Below are 23,201 nucleotides of genomic sequence, written 5' to 3'. Positions count from 1 at the left end.
AACACCATGGCAAAGAAAGTCCACATTACGGAACTCGTTTTACGCGACGCGCATCAGTCGCTGCTCGCAACTCGTATGACGACTGCGGATATGCTTCCCGCATGTCCGATGATCGATAAAATCGGCTACTATTCCGCCGAAGCATGGGGAGGCGCGACCTACGATTCGTGCATCCGCTTTTTAAATGAAGATCCGTGGGAACGCCTGCGCAAACTTCACGCGGCGATGCCCAACACGAAGATTATGATGCTGTTGCGCGGTCAAAACCTTTTGGGATACCGCCACTATGCCGACGACGTCGTCGATAAGTTCGTCGAAGCCGCCGCAAAAAACGGTATCGGCATTTTCCGCATTTTCGATGCGTGCAACGATCCGCGTAACCTCGAACGTTCGGCGAAAGCCGCAAAAAAAACCGGCAAACACGTGCAGATGGCGATTTCCTACGCGACGACGCCCTATCACACAAAAGAAGTGTATGCCGATCTGGCCAAGCGCTATGCCGAATTCGGTGCCGATTCGATTTGTATCAAAGATATGTCGGGTTTGTTAAAACCCTTTGAAGCCTACGACCTCGTTAAAGCGATCAAAGCAAAAGTCGATATGCCGATCGAAATTCACTCGCACTCGACGACGGGCTTGAGCGTTGCGACGCTTTTGAAAGCGTCGGAAGCGGGAGCCGATGTCCTCGATACGGCCATTTCTTCCATGGCGATGGGAACGTCCCACAGTCCGACGGAAACCGTCGTCGAAATGCTCAAAGGTTCCGAATACGATACGGGACTCGACACGAAAGCGCTCCTCGAAATCGCGGCGTACTTTCGCGACGTGCGCGAACACTACGCATCCCTCGAATCGAAATTCCACGGAGCCGATACGCGCATCCTCGTTTCGCAGGTCCCGGGCGGCATGCTTTCGAACCTCGAAAAGCAGCTGAAAGAGCAAGGTGCGGCGGATAAAATCGACGACGTATTGAAAGAGATTCCGCTCGTGCAAAAAGACGTGGGCTATGTGCCGCTCGTAACTCCGACAAGCCAAATCGTCGGTACGCAGGCGGTGTTCAACGTGCTTTTCGGACGCTATGCACGCCTTACGCAGGAATTCCGCGATCTCCTTACCGGAAGATACGGAGCGACTCCCGCGGCGGTCAACGGCGATCTGCAAAAAGAAGCGCTCAAACAAAACAATATGGACGCGGTCGTTACGTGCCGCCCCGCCGATCTCATTGCAAACGAATGGGATAAATGCGTCGAAGATGCGAAAAAAGCGGGCGGAGACGGAAGCGATGAAGACGTTTTGACTTATGCGATGTTCCCGAAAGTCGCCGAAAAGTTTTTCAAAGAGCGCTCAAATGGACCCGTCGACGCACAAAAAACTTTCGGCGCAAAACCCGCTTCCGAAAGCGCTCCTGCAAGCGCGCCGAAATCGGGATCATACACGGTAAGCGTAAACGGCACTCCCTATTCGGTTACGACGAGCGCGGGAAGCGATACCATCATAGTAAACGGTACGTCGTATAACGTTTCCTTCGGCGATGTCGCCCCCTCATCTGCACCCGTATCCGCACCCGTCGTTACGGGCGGCGCGGATATCAAAGCGCCTGTTGCGGGAACGCTTTTGCGCTACGTCGCGCAAAACGGCGCCGAAGTAAAAAAAGGCGACACCGTTTTGATGATCGAATCGATGAAGATGGAACTCGAAGTAAAAGCTCCGGCCGACGGAAAGGTAAACTTTATCGCCCAGCCGGGCGCTCAGATTGCGGCGGGACAAGTTATCGCAAGTCTCGGCGGTACCGTTGCGGCGGCTCCGGCTCCGAAGCCCGCAGCAGCTGCTCCCGTAGTGAAAGCGGCGCCTGTTTCTCCCGCCGCTTCGACGGGCGGAAAACCCGTAAATGCTCCGGTTGCCGGAACGCTTTTGCGCTATGAAGTCGCTGAAGGCGCTCAAGTAAAAGCCGATACGACGGTTATCATGATCGAATCGATGAAGATGGAATTGGAAATCAAAGCAGGCGCGGCCGGAGCCGTTCACTTCCTCGTTCAGCCGGGCACTCAGATTACGGCGGGTCAGGCGCTCGCTGAAATCAAATAAGGAAAGGCAGTATGAATACGACAAAACCAAGCACGCTGCATATCCTTAGTACGCTGTTTTTGATACTCGGCGTCGCATCGGTCTTTGCCCTCGTGCGCCCTGCGGTATTCGCGCAAAATACGTACGAAGAGCGTGCTTCGTTCCGCACGATAAATACGGCGAAGATTAAAAATTCCGAAGGTATCAAAAATATCGATGTCGGAACTTTTATCGAAAACATTTGGGAAAATACCGGCATCTATCAGATGATCCACACGAAAACCGTCGCGGAAAGGGCAGCGGAACAGGCGACAGCGGCTGCATCCGCGGCAAAGCAGGCGCACGATCCCTTTGCGGGATCGCAGGTTCCCGCGTGGTACAGCCTCATCATGATCGCGATCGGATTTTTAATAATCTATCTCGGAGCCGCGCGAGGTTTCGAGCCGCTCCTTTTGATTCCGATCGGCTTCGGCACCGTCTTTGCAAACATCCTCGGAGCGGGCATGATAGAAGCGCCTCACGGTATGCTGCACATCATCTATACGGCGGGCGTCGGAAACGAATTTTTCCCGATGCTCATCTTTATGGGAATCGGCGCCATGACGGACTTCGGCCCGCTCATCGCAAATCCGAAAACCGCGCTTCTCGGAGGAGCCGCCCAGCTCGGCGTCTTTGCGACGATGTTCGGTGTCGCTCTTTTCAATTTGATTCCCGGCGTCGATTACAATATGCTTCAGGCCTGCGCCATTTCGATTATCGGAGGAGCGGACGGCCCGACGACGATTTACGTCGCCGGAAAGCTTGCCCCCGAAATGATGGCGGTCGTCGCCGTTGCCGCGTATTCGTACATGGCACTCGTACCGCTCATCCAGCCGCCTATCATGAAACTGCTTACGACGCATCACGAACGGCGTATCGCAATGCCGCAGCTTCGGCCCGTTTCACGCACGGAAAAAATTCTCTTTCCGCTTATGCTGCTCATCCTTACGATTTTGCTTTTGCCGCCTGCAGCGCCTCTTATCGGTATGCTCGCATTCGGCAATTTTGTTAAAGAAGTCGGCGTCGTCGAGCGTCTTTCCAAAACGATTCAAAACGAATTGATGAACATCGTTTCCATTTTGCTGTCGCTCGGCGTCGGCGCTCAGATGACTCCCGAAAAGATCATCAATCCGAGATCGCTCGGCATCATCGCGCTCGGCCTCATCGCGTTTATCATCGCGACGACGGGCGGACTTTTGATGGCGAAGCTGATGAACGTCTTTTTGCCGAAAGATAAAAAGATCAACCCGCTTATCGGATCCGCAGGCGTTTCCGCTGTTCCCATGGCTGCCCGCGTCGCAAACAAAGTCGGTATGGAATTCGATCCGTCGAACTTCCTGCTCATGAATGCGATGGGACCGAACGTTTCAGGCGTTATCGGAACCGCAATCGCGGCCGGCGTCTTTATCGCAACGTACGGCTAAGACCGTGCGGCACGGCGCGTATCGTGTGCGACGCAGTGCGCAGCGTAAAAATTAATAATCGATAATATCGGCTGCCGTCTGCGGCCGATTGAAGGGGCTGTCGAAAAGGCAAACGCTTTTGAGACGGCCTTTTTTTATTACGGCGCATGAGCCGGTGAAAATATGTAGCGAAGTGAAATATTTTTCGTCCGACGATTCCGTACAAAAAAAGCGCCCGTTTGCATGATAGGCAAACGAGCGCTGTATTTTCAAAAAGTTTTTCGCGTCTTATCGCTTTTGAATCGCGACGGCTTCCGCTTTCGCATCGAATTCGTCGCCGAATAAATTTTTTCCGTTTACCGCAGCTTCGCCCGTTTGGTTGTCGTAGGGGTCGTTTCTGAGGTTTCCGGCGGAGAGCGCAAATTCATGCTGAAAGTCGGATGCGAGCGGGATCCGGTACGGATCGATATTGCCGAAATAATAATTCCAGCGGTTCATATCCTTGTGACGGTACGCCGATCCTCCGAACGAACAATCCGCAAAAAGCCAGCCGTACGGTGCGATATAAAACTGCGCCCAGTCGTGATTTCCGACGCGGAGCGGCGTCGCGTACAATCCCGCTTGCCAGCGAGCCGGAATGCCCGCGTATCTGCAGAGCGTGATAAACAGCAGCGCTTGAATACCGCAGTCGCCTTTTAATCCCGATGCGACGTATTCGGAAATTGCGTCGATCGTGATATAGCTTCGCACAAACGAATACATGACGTGCGTCGTAATGTAATCGTATATTTTCCGCGCTTTGACAAGCGGGTTCGTTTCTTTTCCGATGATTTCCGAAGCGAGCGTCTTTATGTACGGCGTAAAGCGTATGTGAGGCGCCTGCTCTTCCGTATAGAACGTCGGCTGTGCGTCCGATACGCTTTCCGCCGCCGGTTCCCTATACTCGATGTGATTTTCGAATTCGTATTCGACCGAAAACTTTTTGCACTCCGACGCGGAAGAAGTAAAGCAGACGGTGCGCTGCGGATAATCGCTTGCGGCGATGTAATCGGGTTTCGGAGACGTGCCGAGCAGTTTAAAATTTTTTACCTGCGCGTATTCGACGGGAACGGGTATGTGAACGCGCAGCGCATCGGAAGCTGCGACGGATGACGATGGCACTTCCAGCGTACTTTTGATGCGGAAATAATACGTCAGCCGTCCTTCTTTTTTTATCTCGTCGATCGCCGTATTTAAAAGCGCAAAGTTTGCCGCCGAATCGTCGAAATTTTCGGGATGAATGCAGCGAGAGGCGAAGTCCGGCCGCGTCTTTACCAAGTTGTCGATAAAGAGTTTGTGCAGATACACGACACCGTCCCGGTAAATCCATTCGACGGCATTTTCCAGCCACAGGCGGCGGAATTCGCTTTCCGTAAAATCTTTAAAAGCATTCTTTAACAACTCAAGCGCTTTTTCCTTCGAATACGGATATTGCTGCGGAATGCGCCGGACGATCTCCCGTTCGAGTTCAAGGCGTTTTCGAAGCGCGTGCGGAATATCCTTTTGCAGTTTGTGCGCGATGCATTCATCGAGCGCCGTAAAATCGCCGTGCCATTTTAATTTTTGTACGTCTTCTGGAAGCGGTACTTCCAAATATTTCAAATCGGAATACATACGTCCTATATCTCCTCATGCTGCGTTATCGACTCTGCTCGAATTCTGCAGCGTCTATTTTTCCAAACCTTTAAAACCGAATCCCGGCTCTTCGGCGAGCGTTATACGGTTCGCGTTTTCTACATGCATACCGCCTTTAAAGGGCAGTGCGCTTAAAGAAAAGGTTGCATCGAGATCCGCACGCGTAATATTTTTTACCGCCGCTCCGAGGCTTGCGGCTGCGGTAACGCCGACGTTCGTCTCTTCGACCATGCAGCCGAGCATACATTCGACGCCGGCCGCTTCGCATATCGCGTTGATTTTAAGCGCTTCTCTGATGCCCCCGCATTTCATAAGCTTTATGTTCAGCACATCGATCGCTCTGCGCTCTACGAGGTGCAGCGCGTCGTGCGACGTAAAACAGCTTTCGTCGGACATGATGAGTACGTCCGTGTGCTTGGTGACGTATTCAAGACCGGCGATATCGTAGTAGGGGACGGGCTGTTCGACGAGTTCCAAATCGTATTCGTTTAAGTGTTCGATAATCCTGACGGCGTCTTTTGCAGACCAGCCTTGATTTGCATCGACTCGTATCTTGACCTGCGGTCCGACGGCACAGCGGATCGCTTTGACGCGCGCGACGTCGTCTTCCAAATTCGTGCCGACCTTCGTCTTTATCGTCGTAAAGCCCTTTGCAACCCAATCTTTCGCTTTTGCAGCCATCGTTTCCGGCGTATCTATACCGACGGTGATATCGGTTTCGATGTAATTGTTTAAGCCGCCGAGCAGCTTGTACACGGGCATACCCGCCGATTTTCCGAGTATGTCGTAACAGGCGATATCGACTGCGGCTTTTGCGCTCGGCGCGTGCGCTTGCGATTTTCCCATCGCCCAGTAGATCGATTCCAAATCGCGCGGATCGAGCCCGATCAGATCGCTTTTCATGATTTCAATACCGGCGACCGTCCCCGGAAGGTTTTCTCCCGTTATTAAAATTCCCGGAGCGCCTTCGCCGTATCCGACGACGCCTTCATCCGTTTCGACGGTGACGATCGCGCTCTTCGCATGCGTTATAACGCCGAGCGAAATGCGGAACGGCTCTTTGAGCGGTACTTCCACCGCCTGAACTTTGATATCGGTGATTTTCATATTTCCTCCTCTAAAAACTTTTGCAGGATATTTCGACATCCGAAAAAGTTTTTAGCCGTGCGCGCCCTCGGCGTTCGGCACGTTTTATTTACAAAAGTGACAGGCGCAAAAATGGCCGCCGCCCAAATCCTTGTTTTCGGGTTTTACTTCGCTGCAGATCTTCTGCGCCATATAACACCTCGTATGGAATACGCAGCCCGACGGCGGATCGGCGGGACTCGGCAAATCGCCTTCGAGAATGATTTTTTCTTTTTTGCCTTCTTCGATAACGGGAATGGCGGACAGGAGCGCTTTCGTATAAGGGTGCGCAGGATTTTCGTAGATGTCTTTTTTCGCCGCCGTTTCGACGATGTGTCCCAAATACATGATGATGATGCGGTCGGAAACGTGTTTGATGACGCTGAGGTCGTGCGAAATAAAGATATACGCGATCCCCATTTTTTCCTGCAATTCCTGCAACAGGTTTATAACCTGCGCTTGGATGGAAACGTCGAGCGCCGAAACCGGCTCGTCGCAGACGATCACTTCCGGCCGAAGAATGATGGCGCGCGCGATGCCGATGCGCTGTCTCTGACCGCCGGAAAATTCGTGCGGATAGCGGTTGTAGTATTTTGCGTTTAAACCGACGATTTGCATCGTTTCGAGGACGCGTTTTCGTTTTTCTTCGACGTCGATCCGAAGCTGTATGTCGAGCGGTTCGGCGATGATTTCTCCGACCGTCATACGCGGATTCAGCGATGCGTAGGGATCTTGAAAGATGATCTGCATCGCGCTCCTCGTTTTATGCAGTTCTTTTCCGCGCATCTTTATTAAATCGTTTTTTTTGAAAATGACGGATCCGCTCGTCGGTTCTATGAGCCGGAGAACCGTTCGCCCCATCGTCGATTTTCCGCAGCCCGATTCTCCGACGACGCCGAGCGTTTCGCCTTTTTCGAGATTGAAGCTCACGTCGTCGACGGCTTTGATGTAAGCTCTGCCGAAGGTAAAAAGCGATTTTTTCATCGGAAACCATTTTTTGAGGTGACGCACTTGCAGCAGCGGAGCGTGTTGCGTATTATTATCGTTCATCGGCGTCCTCCTCTTTGCCCGCATAGCGGTGGCATCGTACCGTTCGATTGCCGCAGTCTATGAGCGGGGGCTTTTTTTCTTTACAGATAGACTCCGCAAACGGACATCTCGGCCAAAAGGTACAGCCGGCCGGCATATCGTCGAAAGACGGAACCGTTCCTTCGATCGTCTGAAGTCTGTCGGAATCGCGGCCGAGTTTCGGAACACACGCGATCAAACCCTGCGTATACGGATGAAGCGGATTTTGAAAGAGCTGCGCTTTCGGCGCGTATTCGACGATTTCGCCCGCATACATGATGAGCACTTCGTCCGCGATTTCGGAAATGACGCCGAGGTCGTGTGTGATCATTATAACGGACGTTCCCGTTTTTTCTTTGAGTTCGTCGATGAGGGCGAGTATCTGCGCTTGTATCGTTACGTCGAGCGCCGTAGTCGGCTCGTCGCAGATTAAAAGTTCGGGACTGCATGCGAGCGCTATCGCGATCATGACGCGCTGCCGCATACCGCCGGAGAGCTGATGCGGATATTCGTCGAATCGTTTTTCCGGCAGCGGAATTCTGACTAAGCGGAGCATTTCAAGAGCGCGCCGCTTCGCTTCTTTTTTTGTCATCGATTCGTGAATTAAAAGCGCTTCCTCTATTTGACGGCCGACGGTGTATACGGGATTTAAAGACGTCATCGGTTCTTGAAAGATCATTGCGATCCGTTTACCTCGTACTCGCCGCATCTCTTCTTCGCTTTTTGCCAAGAGATCTTCACCTTTAAATACGATTTTTCCGCCGACGATCTTTCCGGGAGGAGAGTCGATGAGGCGCATGACGGAAAGAGACGTGATGCTTTTTCCGCAGCCCGATTCTCCGACGATACCGAGCGTGTGCCCTTTGTTCAGCGAAAACGATACGTCGTTGACGGCTTTGACTATCCCGTCGTCCGTATAAAACCATGTGCTCAGATTATCGACTTTCAGCAGCGTTTCTTCGATCATACCGCTACCTCAAACACGGAGTTTCGGATCGAGCGCGTCGCGCAGTCCGTCCCCGAAAATATTAAACGTTATGACGGTAATGATGATCGCGACTCCCGGCATAATGCTGTATATCGGTAAAAAACCGATAACCGACTGCGCCGCGCTTATCATATTGCCCCAGCTCGGCGTGGGCGGCTGGATGCCGAGACCGAGAAAACTCAACGACGCTTCGTACATGATAGCGTGCGGAATGCCGAGCGTTACGAGTACGATGATCGTTGAAAGGCAGTTCGGAATCAAGTGTTTGACGATGATCCGAAACGACCTGCCGCCGCTTGCACGGCTGGCTTCCACGTACTCTTTTTCTTTCAGCTGTATGACCGCTCCTCTGATCATGCGCGCGGTTCTGACCCATGTCAAAAAACCGAGTGCGATGTAGAGATTCAAAATACCCTGTCCCAAAAACGTCATAATCGCCATAGCGAAGATGAGATCCGGAAACGCGGAAAATATTTCCATGATGCGGGAGATGACCGCGTCTACGATGCCTCCGAAATAGCCTGCGAGGGAGCCGAGCGTTATGCCGATGATCGAAGCGAGGAGCTGCGCGAGAATGCCGATACTCAACGAAATTCTCGTGCCGTATATGATGCGCGACAGGATATCGCGTCCGTATTCGTCCGCACCGAGCAAATGTTTTGCATTCGGTTGAGCGAGCACCGATTGATAATCCTGATGGCTCGGATCGTAGGGAGCGATAAGCGGAGCGAAGATCGCGACGGCGATGAGCAGCAAAATGATTACGAGGCAGGTCATCGCGGCTTTATTTTTTCGAAAGCGTTTAAAGCTGTCTTTATAATAGCTCGAATATTCTATGTCGCCGTTTACAATGCCGTCGGCAAAGCGCTTTTGTTTATTAAAAAATGAAAAAAACGCTTTCATCATGCCTCTCCTTTACCGTAGCGTATGCGCGGATCTATGAGGACATAGGAAACGTCGACGAGCAAGTTGACGACGACGAAAACGAATGCGATATACATGACGGTTCCTTCGAGCAGCGGCAAGTCGCGGTTCGTCATGGAATCGACGGCAAGTTTTCCGATGCCCGGAATGGAAAATACTTTTTCTATCAGCATGGAGCCGGTGAGCATGTTTCCGAGTTCCGTTCCGACAAGCGTTACGATCGGAATCATCGCGTTTTTAAGCGCATGGTGTATGATAAGCGCACTCCGCGTTACGCCTTTTGCGCGCGCCGTACGGATATAATCCTGTTTGATGACGTCGAGCATACTTGTCCGCGTTATGCGTGCGATGCTTCCGGCATACCGCGTTCCGAGCGCTATGCTCGGCAAAATATAGGCGACCGGTGAATCGAATCCCGAAATGGGGAAGAGATTTAATTTTAAACCGAATATGATCTGCAAAATAATGGCGATCCAAAACGAAGGCGCCGACACGCCGAATACCGACAGTGCCATAAACGCCGAATCGATCCACGTACCGCGGTTCAACGCGGCCGCAAGTCCGCAGCCGATGCCGAGTACGACGGCGAATAAAAACGAAATCATCGCCAGTTTGAGCGTTACGCGGAATGCGCGGGAGAGGGCGAGGATAACGGGCTCTTTTGAAAAATATGAAACGCCGAAATCCATACGGACGACACCTGAGATAAAATTTACATACTGCCGCGAAAGCGGTATATCGAGGCCGAGCTGGTGACGGACGGCAGCAATCGTTTCGGGCGTTGCTCTCCGTTCGAGCATCATCGCTACGGGATCTCCGGGTACGACTTGCAGCAGGATAAAGGTGATCAGCGTGATGCCGAATATGACGATAACGGTTTGCAGCAATCTCTTTGCTATATATGCGGCCATCGTATTTCCTTACATATCGTGCGCCGCGCGTTCCGCGCGGCGCACGGTTTTGACGTTATTGAATGTCGGCTTTTCTGCAATCAATGCGATTTGCCGAATCGATTGTAAAACCGGTTACTTTCAGATTCAGCAGATAAAAATTCACTTCGTTGATAAGGGGGAGCGCCGCGAAATCTTCGCGCGTTAAAATGTGCTCGGCTCGTTCGTATATCTTTTGGCGGGCGGCCGTATCGTCGGTGAGCACTCCGTCGTCCATCAATTTTTCAAAGCGCGGATCGTGCCAAAACGACGATGAGAGATCGACTCTGCCCGCGCTGACGGGGTAGAGCATGCTGTCGGGGTCGCTGTAGTCGACGTACCAGTTGCTTACGCTGCAGTCGATGCCGCCGTTCCGCTTCATATCCGTCCATGCCGAGCGGTCTACCTGTTCGATCTGAACGTTGATGCCTGCTGGTCTCGCTTCTTCCTGAAACGCGGTTGCGATTTGCAAACCCAAGCTGTTCGACGAAATAACCGTAACGCGCAGATCGTATCCGTTTGCAAAACCCGCTTCGGCAAGCAGCGCCTTTGCGCGATCGGGGGCGTATTCGAAAGGTAAAGCGTTTTTATCGTGACCGATAAGCGCCGGCGGGATAAAAGAGCTCGGAACGGATGCCGTGCCGTGCAGCACGCTTTCGCAGATCGCCTTTCTGTCGATCGCAAGCGAAATGGCTTCGCGCACTTTTGCGTCGGGAATCACTTTTACGTTCGGGAGAAAATAATATCCGCCGGGCTGCTGATAGCTGTGGATTTGGTCTTTCAACTGCGGATTGTTCGCATACACCGGATACAGCGAATTTTTCAAACCGACAAAATCGACATTGCCCTTTTGATATTCGAGCACTTGCGTATTCGCATCGGGAACGAATTTATAGTTGATTTTATCGAGGATCGCCGCACCTCCGTGATACTCTGCGAATTTCGACATTTCCGCACCGACGTCGGGTGTATAGCTGTCCAATTTAAACGGCCCCGTTCCGATGAGCGTCTTCGTACCCCACGTATCGCCGGCTTCTTCGCATGCATCCGCCGGATAGATCGCCGTATAGGGCGTCGAAAGCGCTGCGAGAAACGGCGTATAGATGCGGGACAGCGTAATCGTAAAATGTGTGTCGTCGATTATTTTGATGCCTGCCAATTCGTTCGCGGCGCCGCTTTGTAAGTCGCGGTATCCGACGACCGTTTCGAGAAGGCTCGCCATACTCTGTTTTTTTACGACGCGTTCGAGAGAATATTTTACGTCGCGGCTTGTCAACGGCTTACCGTTGTGAAATTGTACGCCCGATTTAATCGTAAAAGCATACGTCAGCGTTTCGGGCGAAAAAGAAGGCGTCCCTTCTATAAGAACAGGAGCGATGGAACCGTCTTCGCGCGATATAAAAAGGGATTCCGTAACATTGTCGGTGAGCCGCATGATATCGGAGTACGTGTTTAAATGCATATCGAGCGGAACTTGCGGATCGACGACGGCGAGGCGGAATACTTTTTCACCCGCCTTTTTCCCCGTACTCGATTTTCCGCCGCAGCCGAAAAACAGACAGGCCGTCAAACAAATGCATAAAAGCATACCTAATTTTTTCATAGTACATCCTCCTCATAAAAACTTTCTTATAAACACGGCAGCGCCGAAAATCCGATCGCGACTCTACCGTATATATACATTTACATTATGGAACGATATTTTAAAATCATAATATGTTTTTAACATACTGTCTAGTGATCGTTCGCCCTGTCGGAAACGGCGGCATAGTGCGATAATTATGCAAAAGCGGTATACTCGCCCTATGCGCATCTTTTGTATCGTTTTCGGCATCTGCGCGGCTTTGTTTGCCGTCCAGACGCTGCTCGTGTACGCTTTTCTCTTTTGTCCGACGGTTGTCAGGCAAAAGAAAAGCGCGCCTGAAATTTTTGAAGACGCGCCGAGCCTCGCGCCGTACCTTGCGGAACTCCACAGCGCCGTCGATTTTTTTCATCGCATGGAAAAGGAAAAAGTTCGGATTACGTCCTGTGACGGTATCAAACTCACCGCATGGTACGTGCGTGCGGAAGATGCACAGGGAACCGTTGTCTGTATGCACGGTTATCACGGAAGCCCGATGAGCGATTTTTCGCTTGCCGTGCGTTTTTTTCATGAACGGGGATGGAATGTTTTGCTGCCGTACGAAAGGGCGCACGGGGAAAGCGGCGGCAACTGTCTCACCTTCGGCATAAAAGAGCGTTTCGACTGCCGCGATTGGGTGACGGCGATCGATCGAAAAAACGACGGCGCCCTGCCGATCATACTCTACGGCGTTTCGATGGGAGCAGCTACGGTGCTCATGGCGTCGGGCACGGAGCTTTCCGAAAACGTTAAATTCATTATCGCCGACTGCGGCTATACTTCTCCGCGCGATGAAATAGTGCACGTGCTGAAAACGTCGTACCGCCTGCCCATTTTCCCAACGCTCGCGATTTCCGATATGCTCGCCCGCGCTCTTGCCGGTTTTAGCTTGAGCGAATATTCGACGCTTGATGCGCTCAATGAAAATGAAATTCCCGTGCTCTTTATCCACGGGGATGCAGATACGTTTGTGCCGCCGTATATGTCGGAGCAAAATTACGAAGCGTGTAAAGCGCCGAAAGAACTGCTCGTCGTGCACGGTGCGCCGCACGCGGTCAATTATGCGCTCGGCAAAAAAGAGTACGAAAAAAAGATAATTGAATATATAAATACGTATAGCGTGATAAAAAACATACCGCAATAATAATGAAAGGAAATCTCTAAAACAGGGGAAGATGAATATGAGCCTGATTACCGAAGATGTAAAAAATGCTGTCAATCAATTGCTTTCAGTGGCAGAGCTGAAAGAAGAAAACATCCTCGTCGTCGGATGTTCTTCGAGCGAAATACTCGGAAATAAAATCGGAACGACTTCGAGTGAAGAGGCGGGGAGAGAAGTTTTTAAGGCGATATACGATATCGTTCGGCCACGCGGCATATTCCTTGCAGCGCAGTGCTGCGAACATTTGAACCGCGCGCTTGTCATCGAAGCAGCCTGCCTTGAAAAATACGGTTATGAGAGGGTTTCCGTCGTTCCGTGGATTCACGCGGGCGGCTCTTTTGCATCGGCAGCGTACCGCCTGTTCGAAAAGCCTGCCGTTACGGAGCATATAAAAGCCGATGCCGGAATCGACATCGGCGATACGCTTATCGGCATGCATTTGCGCGATGTAGCCGTACCCGTCCGCATCGAACAAAAAAGCATCGGAGAAGCACACGTCGTATGCGCGCGTACTCGTCCCCGCCTTATCGGCGGAGAGCGGGCACGTTATACGCTGTAGCGGCGGTTTTCGGCTCGCATTTTCAAAGTTATGAGGCTGTCCAAAAACTGAAGTTTTTGGACAGCCTCCCTGATTTACTATTTTCTATTGTTTTTGAAACGAATCTTTTCCGACACCGCACAGCGGGCATACCCAATCGTCGGGGATGTCTTCCCACTTTGTGCCCGGCGCTATGCCGCCGTCGGGATCGCCTTTTTCGGGATCGTACACGTACCCGCACACGGTACATTCGTATTTGTCCATAGCTACTCCCATAAAAACTTTTGCAGGATGTTTCAACATCCGAAAAAGTTTTTAGTCGTGCGCAAAAGCGCACACGTTCAATAATCGAGTTTGCGAAACTATACTGTATCGTATTCATTCGATTTTCATCAAAATGATACGTACACATAGCTTCTGCAAACACCCGTGCAAACTCGCGATAAGAACGCTGCGATTTCGAGCAATGCGCAGAAATCGTAAGTGTCTCCTATAAAAGAAAAACGCTTTGGCGTTTTTCATCTCCAGACTCCAGCGACGGCGAAATTTCAGACGGCGCTTTTTATCGTACCTCCTTTAAGATTGCGTTAGCATCTTTGAAAAATTTTGGCAGATAGCTCTGCCGTATGCTTATACTATATCGGTATATTTTAAAATCGTCAAATAAAATCGATGTTGCCGTCGGCAGGGGCAGCGGGTAGTATAAAAAATAACGCCGCATGGCGAATGCCTGTTGCCGGATGCGTACCGACCGACTGTATCTTATCTTGTAAAAATAAAAATTATGAGGTAAATTCATATCCGATGAATCCTACGATTTATGAAGTAGCAAAGCGTGCCGGAGTTTCTACTGCGACGGTCTCACACGTGTTCAACAATACGCGTTATGTGAGCGATGATTTGCGGTCAAAAGTAGCTATGGTGGTAAGGGAACTGAATTATAAGCCGAATGTCGCTGCACGGAGGCTACGGGGCGGGGCTTCCAAATCGCTGGGGCTGATTGTTCCCGACTGTACGAATACTTTTTTTGCTGAAATCGCGCGCGCCGTAGACAGGGTTTGTTTTTCATTGGGCTACAATATCATCTTGTGCAATACGGATAACAACGCCGCGCAGCAGTCGTATTACATCGATATGCTGATTTCCAAACAAGTTGACGGAGTTATATTTATATCGAGCAACGGGGCAGGCGGCGATATTCGGAAATGCGAAACGGCTTCGGTTCCTGCGGTTATCGTTGATCGCGATGTGCATCACGGTTCCGCCGACAATATAATCGTAAACAATGAAAAGGGCGGTTATGACGCTGCGTCCTATTTGATCGGACTCGGATTTACGAAGATCGGATGTATAACGGGACCCAAGGGAATTTCTTCGAGTATGCAGCGTATGGCGGGTTTTAAGAGGGCGCTTGAAGAAAACGACATTGCATTCGATGAAAAGTTTGTATACGGCGGCGACTTTCATTACAGCGGAGGAAGGGATGCATTTTTACACTTGCATCTCCTTTCGAAAATGCCGCAGGCGGTGTTCGCGTGCAACGATATGATGGCGATCGGATTTATTCATACCGCCGCTGCATACGGCGTACGCGTTCCCGACGATATTTCCGTCATAGGATTCGACAATACGGAACTTTCCGCTGTCGTATCGCCGACGTTGACGACGATTGCGCAGCCTATAGAAGAGATTGCCGAGATTGCGACCGAACGTCTGCTGCAAAAGGTTGAAAACTCAAGCCGCGATGTAAAAAAAATTATTCTTGAGCCGCATTTGATAATCCGCGAATCGTGTAAACGAATTTTCTAAAAAATTTGACAACTCTTGTTGTTCATGATATCATTCAGTATAGTTAATCGATTACGTAATCGATTAACTGAGGCGGATATGAAAAAATCAGGGGTTTTGAACAGCGATATTTCGAGAGTATTGTCGTATATGCGGCATACCGACACAATCTGCATAAGCGACTGCGGACTTCCGTGCCCCGACGAAACGGAATTGATCGACATTTCGCTTGAAAAAGGGGTGCCGGATTTTGTTCGGGTTCTTAAAGCCGTAGTAAACGATATGAGCGTCGAAAAGATTTTTTTAGCGGAGGAGATACGCGTAAAAAATCCGGCAGTGCTCAAAGAAATCCAAACGCTTTTACCCGGTGTCAGGACGGATTTTATGCCGCATGAAGAATTCAAAAAAAAGCTTTTATCGTGCAAGGCTGTCGTGCGGAGCGGGGAAGCGAGTCCGTATGCGAATATCATCTTACAATCGGCTTGTATATTTTAGGCGGACGGCGGAAGGGGCGCACAGATGCATATCGTAATGCAGGGTATAAAAAAGCATTTCGGAAACGCTCTTGTTCTTGATAATGCCGAATTTTCCCTTATGCCCGGAGAAGTTCACGCCCTTATGGGGGAAAACGGTGCCGGGAAATCGACGTTGATGAAGATACTCACCGGCGTCCATTTGAAAGATGCGGGTGTACTGTATATCGACGGCAAAGAAGTTTCGTTTGCGAATCCCAAAGAGGCGGAAAAAGCGGGAATAAGCTTTGTCTATCAAGAGCTCAATACTTTTCCCGATATGAACATCGAAGAAAATATATTTTTGGGGCGTGAAGTATTCGGAAAATTCGGCGTGCTTGACAAAAAAGCGATGAGACGGCAAACGCAGCGCGTTTTGGACACTTTGGGAGTCGAGCTTAATCCGCTTACGCCGCTCGCTTTGCTTTCCGTAGGTCAAAGACAGATCGTCGAAATTGCGAAGGCTTTGCTGGGAAATGCAAAAGTCATCATCCTCGACGAACCGACGGCAGCGCTGACGGAAACTGAAGTCGAAAAACTTTTTTCGGTTATCCGCATATTGAAAGACAAGGGCGTAGCTTTTGTGTACATCTCCCACCGCATGGACGAAATATTCAAAATTTGCGATAGGATTACCGTTATGCGCGACGGTGCATACGCCGGTACGGTGCCCGCTGAGGGGACAACTCCGGATGCGCTCATACGGATGATGATCGGCCGGCCGCTGGGGAATCTGTTTCAAAAAAAGGATATCCCGCTCGGTAAAACGCGTCTTGCAGTCCGTTCGCTTTCAAAGAAAGATATGTTTTCCGATATTTCGTTTGAAGTCAGAGCGGGCGAAATTTTCGGAATTGCGGGGCTCATGGGTGCGGGGCGGTCGGAGATTATGAAGACGATCTTCGGAAGTTACCGTGCGAACGGCGGTCGGATTTTTGTCGACGGAAAAGAAGTGCCGCTGAAAAATCACAGTCCTGCAAAAGCGATTGAACTGGGAATGGCGTTTATCACGGAAGACAGAAAAGACGAAGGGTTGATGCTGGATAATTCGATCACCTGCAATCTCGATCTGCCGAATTTTCCGTCTATAACGGATATGCGTATTTTTTTAAACCGCAAAAAAGAAGCGCGGCTCAGCGAAGAATCGATTCGTAATTTCAGCATAAAGTGTACCGGCGGCGAGCATATATGCGGAAATCTCAGCGGCGGTAACCAGCAAAAGGTCGTCTTTGCACAGTGGCTGCATACGGAACCGAGAATTCTTTTACTCGACGAACCCACACGCGGTGTCGATGTCGGTGCAAAGCAGGAAATTTATTCGATAATCACAAAACTCGCGGAGGGCGGCGCTGCCGTCGTCATGGTTTCTTCCGAATTGCCGGAAGTTTTAGGTATGAGTGATAGGATTTTAGTCATACACGACGGGAAAGCTGCCGGCCTGCTTGAACGTCGCGATGCCACACAAGATAAGATAATGACGCTTGCGACAGGAGGCGCGCTGCATGATTGACTTTCGAGAGACGGCGAAAAAGCTTGAGGATTACGGTGCGCAGATCGCGTTGCTGTTCCTTGTTATTGCCGTGTGTATAATCAGTCCCGAATTCCGTTCCGTCGGCAATGTACTTTCTTTGTTGCGGCAATCTGCGATAAACGGACTCATTGCATTCGGAATGACCTGCGTAATCCTTACCGGCGGAATCGATTTGTCCGTCGGTTCAACGCTGTGTCTTTCGGCGATATTGTGCGCTGGAATGATCAAGAGCGGATTCTCCGCACCGCTTGCGATGTTCATAGCGCTCGCGATCGGAATCGTACTCGGAATACTGAACGGTATTATGATCGTAAAGGGAAGGCTCCAGCCGTTTATCGCGACGTTGGTTTCAATGACCGCATACCGCGGCGCAACGATGATTTTCAGTAAAGGCCGTCCGATTTCCGCTTTGGGAAGCAACCGCCTTTTGGAAGGGATCGGCAAAGGCAGCTTCGGCGGTATTCCTATTCCCGTAATAATCCTTTTTATTTTGTTTGCGGGATTTTATTTTATGCTCCATGCAACGGTTCTCGGACGAAAGATTTACGCTATAGGAAGCAACAGTAAAGCGGCGGCTCTTGCAGGTGTTGCAATAGGCAGAACGAAAATGATCGTATACGGTCTTTCGGGATTGATGGCATCGCTTGCGGGATTGATAATCGTTTCGCGGCTCGGCAGCGCACAACCTACGATGGGGCAGGGCTACGAACTTGATGCGATCGCCGCCGTCGCGTTGGGCGGAACGAGTATGAGCGGCGGACGTGGGAAGATATTGGGGACAATTACGGGCGCGCTGATTATCGCGACGCTCAACAACAGCATGAATATACTCGGTATTTCCGCATACTATCAGCAAGTCGCAAAAGCCGCAGTTATTCTGCTCGCCGTCCTGTCCGATCGCAAACGCTGATCCGCAGGGCGGAAATTCTGCCGATCGATTGTCGTTCGGGTTTGGATTTTTTTCTAAACGGTGTGAACGCTTTGCAACTTGCGCGGACGGTTATGATCGTACGTACATGGTAAAGCAGGGATTTGTTTTATCTCATAGCAGGAGGTTGTATGAAAAAGGTGATGGGTATTATTGCGCTTTCCGCGTTAGTGCTGGGAGGCTGCGTAAAACAGCAGGCTAAAAATACGGTGGGGCTTGCCGTATCGACACAGAACAATCCGTTTTTCGTGACGCTTGTCGAAGGAGCGAAGCAGGAAGCTGCGGGGCAGGGGATCGAGCTGACGGTCGTAGATGCGGGCGATGACGTTGTGAAACAAGCGGGCGATATCGAAGACCTCGTGTCAAAAAAAGTTCGCGTGATTATCGTCAATCCCGTAGACTCTTCTGCAATCGCACCGGCTGTTGCCGCCGCCAAAAAGGCCGGAATTGCCGTGATTTCGGTAGACCGCGCGGTTATCGGCGAAAGCGTAGCCTGTCAGATCGCATCGGACAATGTTGCAGGCGCGAAGATGGCGGGGGAATATCTTTTACAACTTACCGGATCGGCTGCGGATATCGCGGAACTTCAGGGGATCCCGGGTTCTTCCGCCGCAATCGACAGAGGTAAAGGTTTCCATGAAGCCGTTGACGGAAAGGCGAACGTCGTTGCGAGTCTTACGGCGAACTTTAATCGCGTAGAGGGAATGTCCGTGACCGAAAATATTTTGCAGGGGAATCCGAATATAAAAGGTATTTTCGCACATAACGATGAGATGGCGCTCGGTGCGCTTGAAGCCGCGGCGGCTGCCGGAAAAAATATCGTTATCGTAGGATTCGATGCGACCGACGATGCCCTTACCGCCGTAAAAGACGGCCGCATGGCGGCAACGGTCGCTCAGCTTCCTGCTGAAATGGGAAAGACTGCCGTACAGACGGCGCTCAAGCTCATGCGCGGAGAAAGCGTTGAAGCGTCGATCCCCGTTACGGTAACCCTTATAACAAAGTAAGAAAGCGTTTGAAAAATCGGGTTAATAAAAATGAGGCGGGATTGGAAATTTTCAAAACTTCCGATCCTGCCTCGTTCATCGGGCTACCGGAATTCGAATCCGGGACCCCAAGTCCCCCAGACTTGTACGCTAACCAGCTGCGCTATAGCCCGAAACGTAGCGGTAAAAAATTGCCGATACGGCTATCACTATATCGAAAAAAAACGCGTCGGTCAACTCTTTCTCTGTTCTGAAAACTGCAAGCGGCATATTTGACCCGCTCGATAAAAAGTGTTATGATTTTCGAAAGCTCTTTCGGAAGTTACAGCTTTTTGCAAAAGTTTTTTATGGAGGAAATCTATGAAAAAGAAATTGATTGCCGTTTTTGCAGCCGTCGTCGTATCTGCAAGCGCGGGACTGTTTGCTACGGGGATCGGGCCGCAGCTCAACTTCGACCCGGTCGCTGCCCGGTACATCACTCCACCCGCATGGGGGCTCGCATGTTCTGCCAAGTTCGACAGTATCCCGCTGTATTTTGCCGGCATATTCGATATCGCACCGCATTTTTATAAGGACGATGACGGAGCTGTCGTCGCGACCGCACGACTCGGTTTGCAAGTTACGGCCGACTATTGGTTTATGAATCCCGAAATCATAGGTCTGTGGCGGTGGTTTTGGGGTGTCGGAGGTGCAGTCAGAACGGATTTTACGGCGAACGGGAAAAATTTTTACTTTGCGACCGGTCCCCGCGTTCTCGCCGGCATGAATTGGCATTTTGCCGACGGCTTTTTGGAACTCTACGTACAGCAGGCGATTCAACCTGAACTGCAGTTTACGTTCGGTGAAGACGGCAGGGCAAACGGCGTTTTCTATATACCCGTCTACTTTCCGAGCAGCGTCGGCTTGCGCTTTTGGTTTTAACTGCTGAAATTAATAATTATTAATTTTATATGAACCCGCGCCGCCACTTCCGAGCGCGTCGGCAAGGCGGGGCAGCACGACGTCGAGTTTTTCGTCGAGCTTCCACGGAGGATTGACTACGAGCATGCCGCTCCCGTAGAGGCGCGGCGGTTCGGAGCGTTTCACATCTTTCAATGCCGATTCACGGTGTGAGTTTTCGGTGTTTACGCATAAGAGTGCATCGAGTATGCCTCTTTCGGTTTTTCCGCCTTTTATTTCGGCGATTATCTTTTGCTTCATCGCATCCCGTTCGATTTTTTTTACCGCGACGAGCGGATACCAAAGCGCAAGGGTCGCACTTGCCCAGCGTTTATGCGTTTCGATAAGCGCGTTTGCCGCTTTTTCCCAGTCGGACGTATCTTCATAGCTCGGATCGCAAAACACTATGCCGCGTTTCGTTTTCGGCGGCGTGAGCGCGCGGAGCGCTTCGAATCCGTCCCGGTGATGGATGTGTACTGCGGGCGCGTTTTCGGTTGCAGCGGCGTTTAAGCGCATATTGCGCTGCAGCGCGCCGATTTCGTCAGGGTGCAGTTCGGAGAGTATGAGGCAGTCTTTTGCCCGCATAAAAGCGCGCTCGATTTCCGGAGAGCCCGGATAAAAGCCCGCATCGAGGCAGGCTTTTGCAAAGCGAAGATATTTTTGAAAATCGATAAAATCGCTTCGGCACTCCGATAAAAGCAATTCACGTAAAACCGACTCGGACGATTTTCGGGCCGACTGCAAATCGTCACGCGATATCAGGGATAACTCCGGGGCAGGCTGTTCGCGATCGGGGGACTGTGTTTCCACGTATCGAGCCGTTTCGAGCAATTTCAAGATTCCGCTTTGCGCGTCGAGCGTTTTTTGTGCACGCTCGTCATTCAAATCGTAGCGCGCAGATCCTGCGTGCGTGTCGATGACGGTATACGGCGTTTCTTTTGCGTTAAAGCGTTCGAGCAGCATGACGAGAAGCGTATGCTTGAAAACGTCAGCGTGATTTCCCGCGTGAAAAGCGTGCCGGTAGCTCAGCATATTATTTCAGCGAATCGATTTCCGTAAGCCATAAGGAAGCGCTTGCGTCGCTCGGCATGCGCCAGTCGCTCCGCGGGGAGAGACTTACCGAGCCGACTTTTGCGCCGTCGGGCATGCACGAGCGCTTAAACTGCTGCGAAAAAAAGCGCCGGTAAAATATGCGGAGCGTGCGGAGCTTTTCTTCATGCGTGTACGGGAGAGAGGCTTTGTCCGCGAGAAATAAAATTTTTGCGGGCGAAAAACCGAATCTCAGCATATAGTACAAAAAGAAATCGTGCAGTTCGTAGGGACCGAGTATGTCTTCGGTTTTTTGCGAAAGGGCTCCCCGTTCGGAAGGAAGCAGTTCGGGACTCACCGGAGTAGCGAGGATATCGTTTAAGACAGCCGAAAGATTTTTATTGTCCGTACTGTCCGCGCAAAATCGCACCAAGCGGCGGACGAGGGTTTTCGGAACCGAGCCGTTGACGCCGTACATGGACATGTGGTCTCCGTTGTATGTACACCAGCCGAGCGCGAGTTCCGACAGATCGCCCGTGCCGACGACGATGCCGTTTATTTTGTTTGCGATGTCCATGAGCACTTGCGTGCGCTCCCGCGCCTGAGCGTTTTCGTACGCAGCATCGCGTAGGCTTTCGTCCTGACCGATGTCGCGGAAGTGGACGCGCACCGCTTCGGCGATGTTGATCTCCGTGAGAGCGACTCCCGTCTCCTTTGCAAGTGTGCATGCGTTGCGGTAAGTCCTGTCGCTCGTGCCGAAGCAGGGCATCGTAATCGCATGAATCCCGCTCGCATTTAAACCGCAAAGACCGAATGCACGGACGGTGACGAGGAGGGCGAGCGTCGAATCGAGACCGCCCGAAAGGCCGATCACGGCATTTTTTACGCCCGTGTGGCGCATCCGTTTTGCAAGACCTTCGGCCTGTACGGCAAGTATATCGTTCCACCGTTCGTTTTGCCCGCTTTCGTCGTTCGGAACAAAAGGCGAAGCATCGATCGTTCGGAAAAGCGGCGTATTTTTTGAAAAAGCTTTTGCGCGGGATAAAAGGTCGACGGAAATTTTTCGGTACGGCCGCGTATTTGCATTTTCCGCGCAGTCCGAAAACGTCGTATCTTTCCGCCGCTCTGAAGCGAGCCGCTCGATATCGATGTCGGCAAAACAAATTGTATCGTCGAACGATTTCGATTCGGCGATGATCGTTCCGTTTTCGGCGATGATCTTGTGAGAAGCGAATACGGCGTCCTGCGTCGATTCCCCGTGTCCCGCATCGGCATAGACATAGGCACACAGCGTACGTGCCGACTGACTTTTGACGAGGAGCCTGCGGTATTCGGCTTTGCCGACCGTTTCGGAACTCGCCGAAAGATTTGCGATGATCGCGGCGCCCGAAAGCGCGTGGTATGAAGAGGGCGGTACGGGTGCCCGAAGGTCTTCGCCTATTTCCAAAGCGATCGCACAGCGTTCATCGTCCGCATCCGAGATAATGATATCGCATCCGAACGGGACGGCCGGATGAGCTTTTGAAAAATATACCGTTTCGGGTTCGGCATTTTTTTTCGGCGAAAACCATCTCCGCTCGGAATATTCTCCGCTGTTCGGAAGATAGGTTTTCGGCACGAGCGCGAGAATTTTTCCGGCAAAGATAAAAGCCGCACTGTTGTACAGCGATCGGCCGGATGCGAACGGAAGACCGACTGCGATGAGAATCGGAAGGGAAGCCGTCTTTTTTGCGATGCGCTCCGTTTCGCGAATCGCCGCCTCTTGGAGCGTCGTTTGCAAAAAGAGATCACCGCACGAATATGACGTCACGGCGAGTTCGGGAAATACGATGAGGGATGCGCCCTGTGCACCCGCTTTTTTGCATGCGTCTATGATACGATTTGCATTTGTCGTGCAGTCCGCAACGACGGTTTCGGGACTCGCCGCCGCCGTACGAAAAAATCCGTAATTCATAC

At 51.3% G+C, this 23,201-nt stretch carries 20 protein-coding genes and 1 tRNA gene; 10 read left to right on the top strand and 11 right to left on the bottom strand.

The window, feature by feature from the left end:
• The first annotated feature begins 6 nt into the window (after positions 1–6).
• Positions 7–2,085 carry a sodium-extruding oxaloacetate decarboxylase subunit alpha gene (gene oadA, locus IZU26_RS00925; RefSeq protein ID WP_433276048.1) on the top strand — a complete coding sequence of 693 codons (2,079 nt, stop codon included), beginning with the start codon at positions 7–9 and terminating at the stop codon, positions 2,083–2,085.
• A gap of 11 nt (positions 2,086–2,096) precedes the next feature.
• Entirely contained in the window at positions 2,097–3,527 is a 1,431-nt protein-coding gene (locus IZU26_RS00920) for a sodium ion-translocating decarboxylase subunit beta (protein ID WP_433276046.1), read from the top strand.
• A 267-nt stretch (positions 3,528–3,794) separates the two neighbouring features.
• Here IZU26_RS00920 and IZU26_RS00915 read toward each other — a convergent pair whose 3' ends face one another.
• The 7 genes from IZU26_RS00915 to IZU26_RS00885 all read right to left on the bottom strand — a co-directional run bounded on the left by IZU26_RS00915 (position 3,795) and on the right by IZU26_RS00885 (position 11,817).
• A complete protein-coding gene (locus tag IZU26_RS00915; protein ID WP_433276044.1) occupies positions 3,795–5,159 on the bottom strand; it encodes a transglutaminase-like domain-containing protein in 1,365 nt (454 codons plus the stop codon).
• A 54-nt stretch (positions 5,160–5,213) separates the two neighbouring features.
• Positions 5,214–6,287 carry a mandelate racemase/muconate lactonizing enzyme family protein gene (locus IZU26_RS00910; protein WP_433276042.1) on the bottom strand — a complete coding sequence of 358 codons (1,074 nt, stop codon included), beginning with the start codon at positions 6,285–6,287 and terminating at the stop codon, positions 5,214–5,216.
• An 84-nt stretch (positions 6,288–6,371) separates the two neighbouring features.
• Positions 6,372–7,355 (bottom strand): ABC transporter ATP-binding protein, encoded by a 984-nt coding sequence (locus IZU26_RS00905; protein ID WP_433276040.1) that lies wholly within the window; start codon positions 7,353–7,355, stop codon positions 6,372–6,374.
• Positions 7,345–8,340 (bottom strand): ABC transporter ATP-binding protein, encoded by a 996-nt coding sequence (locus IZU26_RS00900; protein ID WP_021329595.1) that lies wholly within the window; start codon positions 8,338–8,340, stop codon positions 7,345–7,347. Before IZU26_RS00900 ends, IZU26_RS00905 begins: the two co-directional genes overlap by 11 nt.
• Positions 8,341–8,349: 9 nt before the next feature.
• A complete protein-coding gene (locus IZU26_RS00895; RefSeq protein ID WP_231364273.1) occupies positions 8,350–9,267 on the bottom strand; it encodes an ABC transporter permease in 918 nt (305 codons plus the stop codon).
• Positions 9,264–10,196, bottom strand: a complete 933-nt coding sequence (locus IZU26_RS00890; protein ID WP_433276038.1) for an ABC transporter permease — start codon at positions 10,194–10,196, stop codon at positions 9,264–9,266. Before IZU26_RS00890 ends, IZU26_RS00895 begins: the two co-directional genes overlap by 4 nt.
• A 55-nt stretch (positions 10,197–10,251) precedes the next feature.
• Positions 10,252–11,817, bottom strand: a complete 1,566-nt coding sequence (locus IZU26_RS00885) for an ABC transporter substrate-binding protein (RefSeq protein ID WP_433276036.1) — start codon at positions 11,815–11,817, stop codon at positions 10,252–10,254.
• 202 nt (positions 11,818–12,019) lie between these two features.
• On the opposite strand from IZU26_RS00885, the gene IZU26_RS00880 reads away from it, so the two are divergent.
• Entirely contained in the window at positions 12,020–12,979 is a 960-nt protein-coding gene (locus IZU26_RS00880; RefSeq protein WP_433276034.1) for an alpha/beta hydrolase, read from the top strand.
• Between the two features lie 31 nt (positions 12,980–13,010).
• Positions 13,011–13,556, top strand: a complete 546-nt coding sequence (locus tag IZU26_RS00875; protein WP_433276032.1) for a TIGR01440 family protein — start codon at positions 13,011–13,013, stop codon at positions 13,554–13,556.
• Between the two features lie 84 nt (positions 13,557–13,640).
• Here the strand turns inward: IZU26_RS00875 and rd are convergent, their stop codons facing one another.
• Complete coding sequence (rd, locus tag IZU26_RS00870; RefSeq protein WP_021330089.1) at positions 13,641–13,799, bottom strand: rubredoxin; 159 nt, start codon at positions 13,797–13,799, stop codon at positions 13,641–13,643.
• A gap of 540 nt (positions 13,800–14,339) precedes the next feature.
• On the opposite strand from rd, the gene IZU26_RS00865 reads away from it, so the two are divergent.
• The 5 genes from IZU26_RS00865 (at position 14,340) to IZU26_RS00845 (ending at position 19,298) form a co-directional block, all read left to right on the top strand.
• Entirely contained in the window at positions 14,340–15,344 is a 1,005-nt protein-coding gene (locus IZU26_RS00865) for a LacI family DNA-binding transcriptional regulator (protein ID WP_433276030.1), read from the top strand.
• Positions 15,345–15,422: 78 nt separating this feature from the next.
• Positions 15,423–15,818, top strand: a complete 396-nt coding sequence (rbsD, locus tag IZU26_RS00860) for a D-ribose pyranase (RefSeq protein ID WP_021330061.1) — start codon at positions 15,423–15,425, stop codon at positions 15,816–15,818.
• 24 nt (positions 15,819–15,842) lie between these two features.
• Complete coding sequence (locus tag IZU26_RS00855) at positions 15,843–17,342, top strand: sugar ABC transporter ATP-binding protein (RefSeq protein ID WP_433276027.1); 1,500 nt, start codon at positions 15,843–15,845, stop codon at positions 17,340–17,342.
• Positions 17,335–18,273: an ABC transporter permease gene (locus IZU26_RS00850; protein ID WP_433276025.1), complete on the top strand. Its 939-nt coding sequence runs from the start codon at positions 17,335–17,337 to the stop codon at positions 18,271–18,273. Before IZU26_RS00855 ends, IZU26_RS00850 begins: the two co-directional genes overlap by 8 nt.
• Positions 18,274–18,422: 149 nt before the next feature.
• Positions 18,423–19,298 carry a substrate-binding domain-containing protein gene (locus IZU26_RS00845; protein WP_433276024.1) on the top strand — a complete coding sequence of 292 codons (876 nt, stop codon included), beginning with the start codon at positions 18,423–18,425 and terminating at the stop codon, positions 19,296–19,298.
• Positions 19,299–19,376: 78 nt separating this feature from the next.
• Here the strand turns inward: IZU26_RS00845 and IZU26_RS00840 are convergent.
• Positions 19,377–19,450, bottom strand: a tRNA-Pro gene (locus tag IZU26_RS00840).
• Between the two features lie 187 nt (positions 19,451–19,637).
• Here IZU26_RS00840 and IZU26_RS00835 point away from each other — a divergent pair.
• On the top strand, positions 19,638–20,198 hold the full coding sequence (locus IZU26_RS00835) for a hypothetical protein (RefSeq protein ID WP_433276022.1): 561 nt from the start codon (positions 19,638–19,640) through the stop codon (positions 20,196–20,198).
• Positions 20,199–20,207: 9 nt separating this feature from the next.
• Here the strand turns inward: IZU26_RS00835 and IZU26_RS00830 are convergent, their stop codons facing one another.
• Complete coding sequence (locus IZU26_RS00830) at positions 20,208–21,248, bottom strand: 23S rRNA (adenine(2030)-N(6))-methyltransferase RlmJ (protein ID WP_433276020.1); 1,041 nt, start codon at positions 21,246–21,248, stop codon at positions 20,208–20,210.
• Between the two features lies 1 nt (position 21,249).
• Positions 21,250–23,199 (bottom strand): NAD(+) synthase, encoded by a 1,950-nt coding sequence (locus tag IZU26_RS00825; protein ID WP_433276018.1) that lies wholly within the window; start codon positions 23,197–23,199, stop codon positions 21,250–21,252.
• Positions 23,200–23,201: the final 2 nt, after the last annotated feature.

Origin of the sequence: Treponema sp. SP13 (assembly GCF_050938355.1) — a bacterium.
Lineage (GTDB): Bacteria > Spirochaetota > Spirochaetia > Treponematales > Treponemataceae > Treponema_D > Treponema_D socranskii.
Note: the sequence above shows the minus strand (reverse complement) of the source record. Positions and strands in the feature narration are given on the sequence as shown.

Excerpts from the sequence above, each read along its gene's own strand:
- IZU26_RS00895 (WP_231364273.1), bottom strand. The coding sequence starts at position 9,267 with ATGATGAAAGCGTTTTTTTCATTTTTTAATAAACAAAAGCGCTTTGCC.
- rbsD (WP_021330061.1), top strand. The coding sequence starts at position 15,423 with ATGAAAAAATCAGGGGTTTTGAACAGCGATATTTCGAGAGTATTGTCG.
- IZU26_RS00825 (WP_433276018.1), bottom strand. The coding sequence starts at position 23,199 with ATGAATTACGGATTTTTTCGTACGGCGGCGGCGAGTCCCGAAACCGTC.
- IZU26_RS00880 (WP_433276034.1), top strand. The coding sequence starts at position 12,020 with ATGCGCATCTTTTGTATCGTTTTCGGCATCTGCGCGGCTTTGTTTGCC.
- IZU26_RS00830 (WP_433276020.1), bottom strand. The coding sequence starts at position 21,248 with ATGCTGAGCTACCGGCACGCTTTTCACGCGGGAAATCACGCTGACGTT.
- IZU26_RS00910 (WP_433276042.1), bottom strand. The coding sequence starts at position 6,287 with ATGAAAATCACCGATATCAAAGTTCAGGCGGTGGAAGTACCGCTCAAA.
- IZU26_RS00875 (WP_433276032.1), top strand. The coding sequence starts at position 13,011 with ATGAATATGAGCCTGATTACCGAAGATGTAAAAAATGCTGTCAATCAA.
- IZU26_RS00835 (WP_433276022.1), top strand. The coding sequence starts at position 19,638 with ATGAAAAAGAAATTGATTGCCGTTTTTGCAGCCGTCGTCGTATCTGCA.
- IZU26_RS00890 (WP_433276038.1), bottom strand. The coding sequence starts at position 10,196 with ATGGCCGCATATATAGCAAAGAGATTGCTGCAAACCGTTATCGTCATA.
- IZU26_RS00885 (WP_433276036.1), bottom strand. The coding sequence starts at position 11,817 with ATGAAAAAATTAGGTATGCTTTTATGCATTTGTTTGACGGCCTGTCTG.
- IZU26_RS00845 (WP_433276024.1), top strand. The coding sequence starts at position 18,423 with ATGAAAAAGGTGATGGGTATTATTGCGCTTTCCGCGTTAGTGCTGGGA.
- IZU26_RS00920 (WP_433276046.1), top strand. The coding sequence starts at position 2,097 with ATGAATACGACAAAACCAAGCACGCTGCATATCCTTAGTACGCTGTTT.
- IZU26_RS00905 (WP_433276040.1), bottom strand. The coding sequence starts at position 7,355 with ATGAACGATAATAATACGCAACACGCTCCGCTGCTGCAAGTGCGTCAC.
- rd (WP_021330089.1), bottom strand. The coding sequence starts at position 13,799 with ATGGACAAATACGAATGTACCGTGTGCGGGTACGTGTACGATCCCGAA.
- IZU26_RS00865 (WP_433276030.1), top strand. The coding sequence starts at position 14,340 with ATGAATCCTACGATTTATGAAGTAGCAAAGCGTGCCGGAGTTTCTACT.
- IZU26_RS00915 (WP_433276044.1), bottom strand. The coding sequence starts at position 5,159 with ATGTATTCCGATTTGAAATATTTGGAAGTACCGCTTCCAGAAGACGTA.
- oadA (WP_433276048.1), top strand. The coding sequence starts at position 7 with ATGGCAAAGAAAGTCCACATTACGGAACTCGTTTTACGCGACGCGCAT.
- IZU26_RS00850 (WP_433276025.1), top strand. The coding sequence starts at position 17,335 with ATGATTGACTTTCGAGAGACGGCGAAAAAGCTTGAGGATTACGGTGCG.
- IZU26_RS00900 (WP_021329595.1), bottom strand. The coding sequence starts at position 8,340 with ATGATCGAAGAAACGCTGCTGAAAGTCGATAATCTGAGCACATGGTTT.
- IZU26_RS00855 (WP_433276027.1), top strand. The coding sequence starts at position 15,843 with ATGCATATCGTAATGCAGGGTATAAAAAAGCATTTCGGAAACGCTCTT.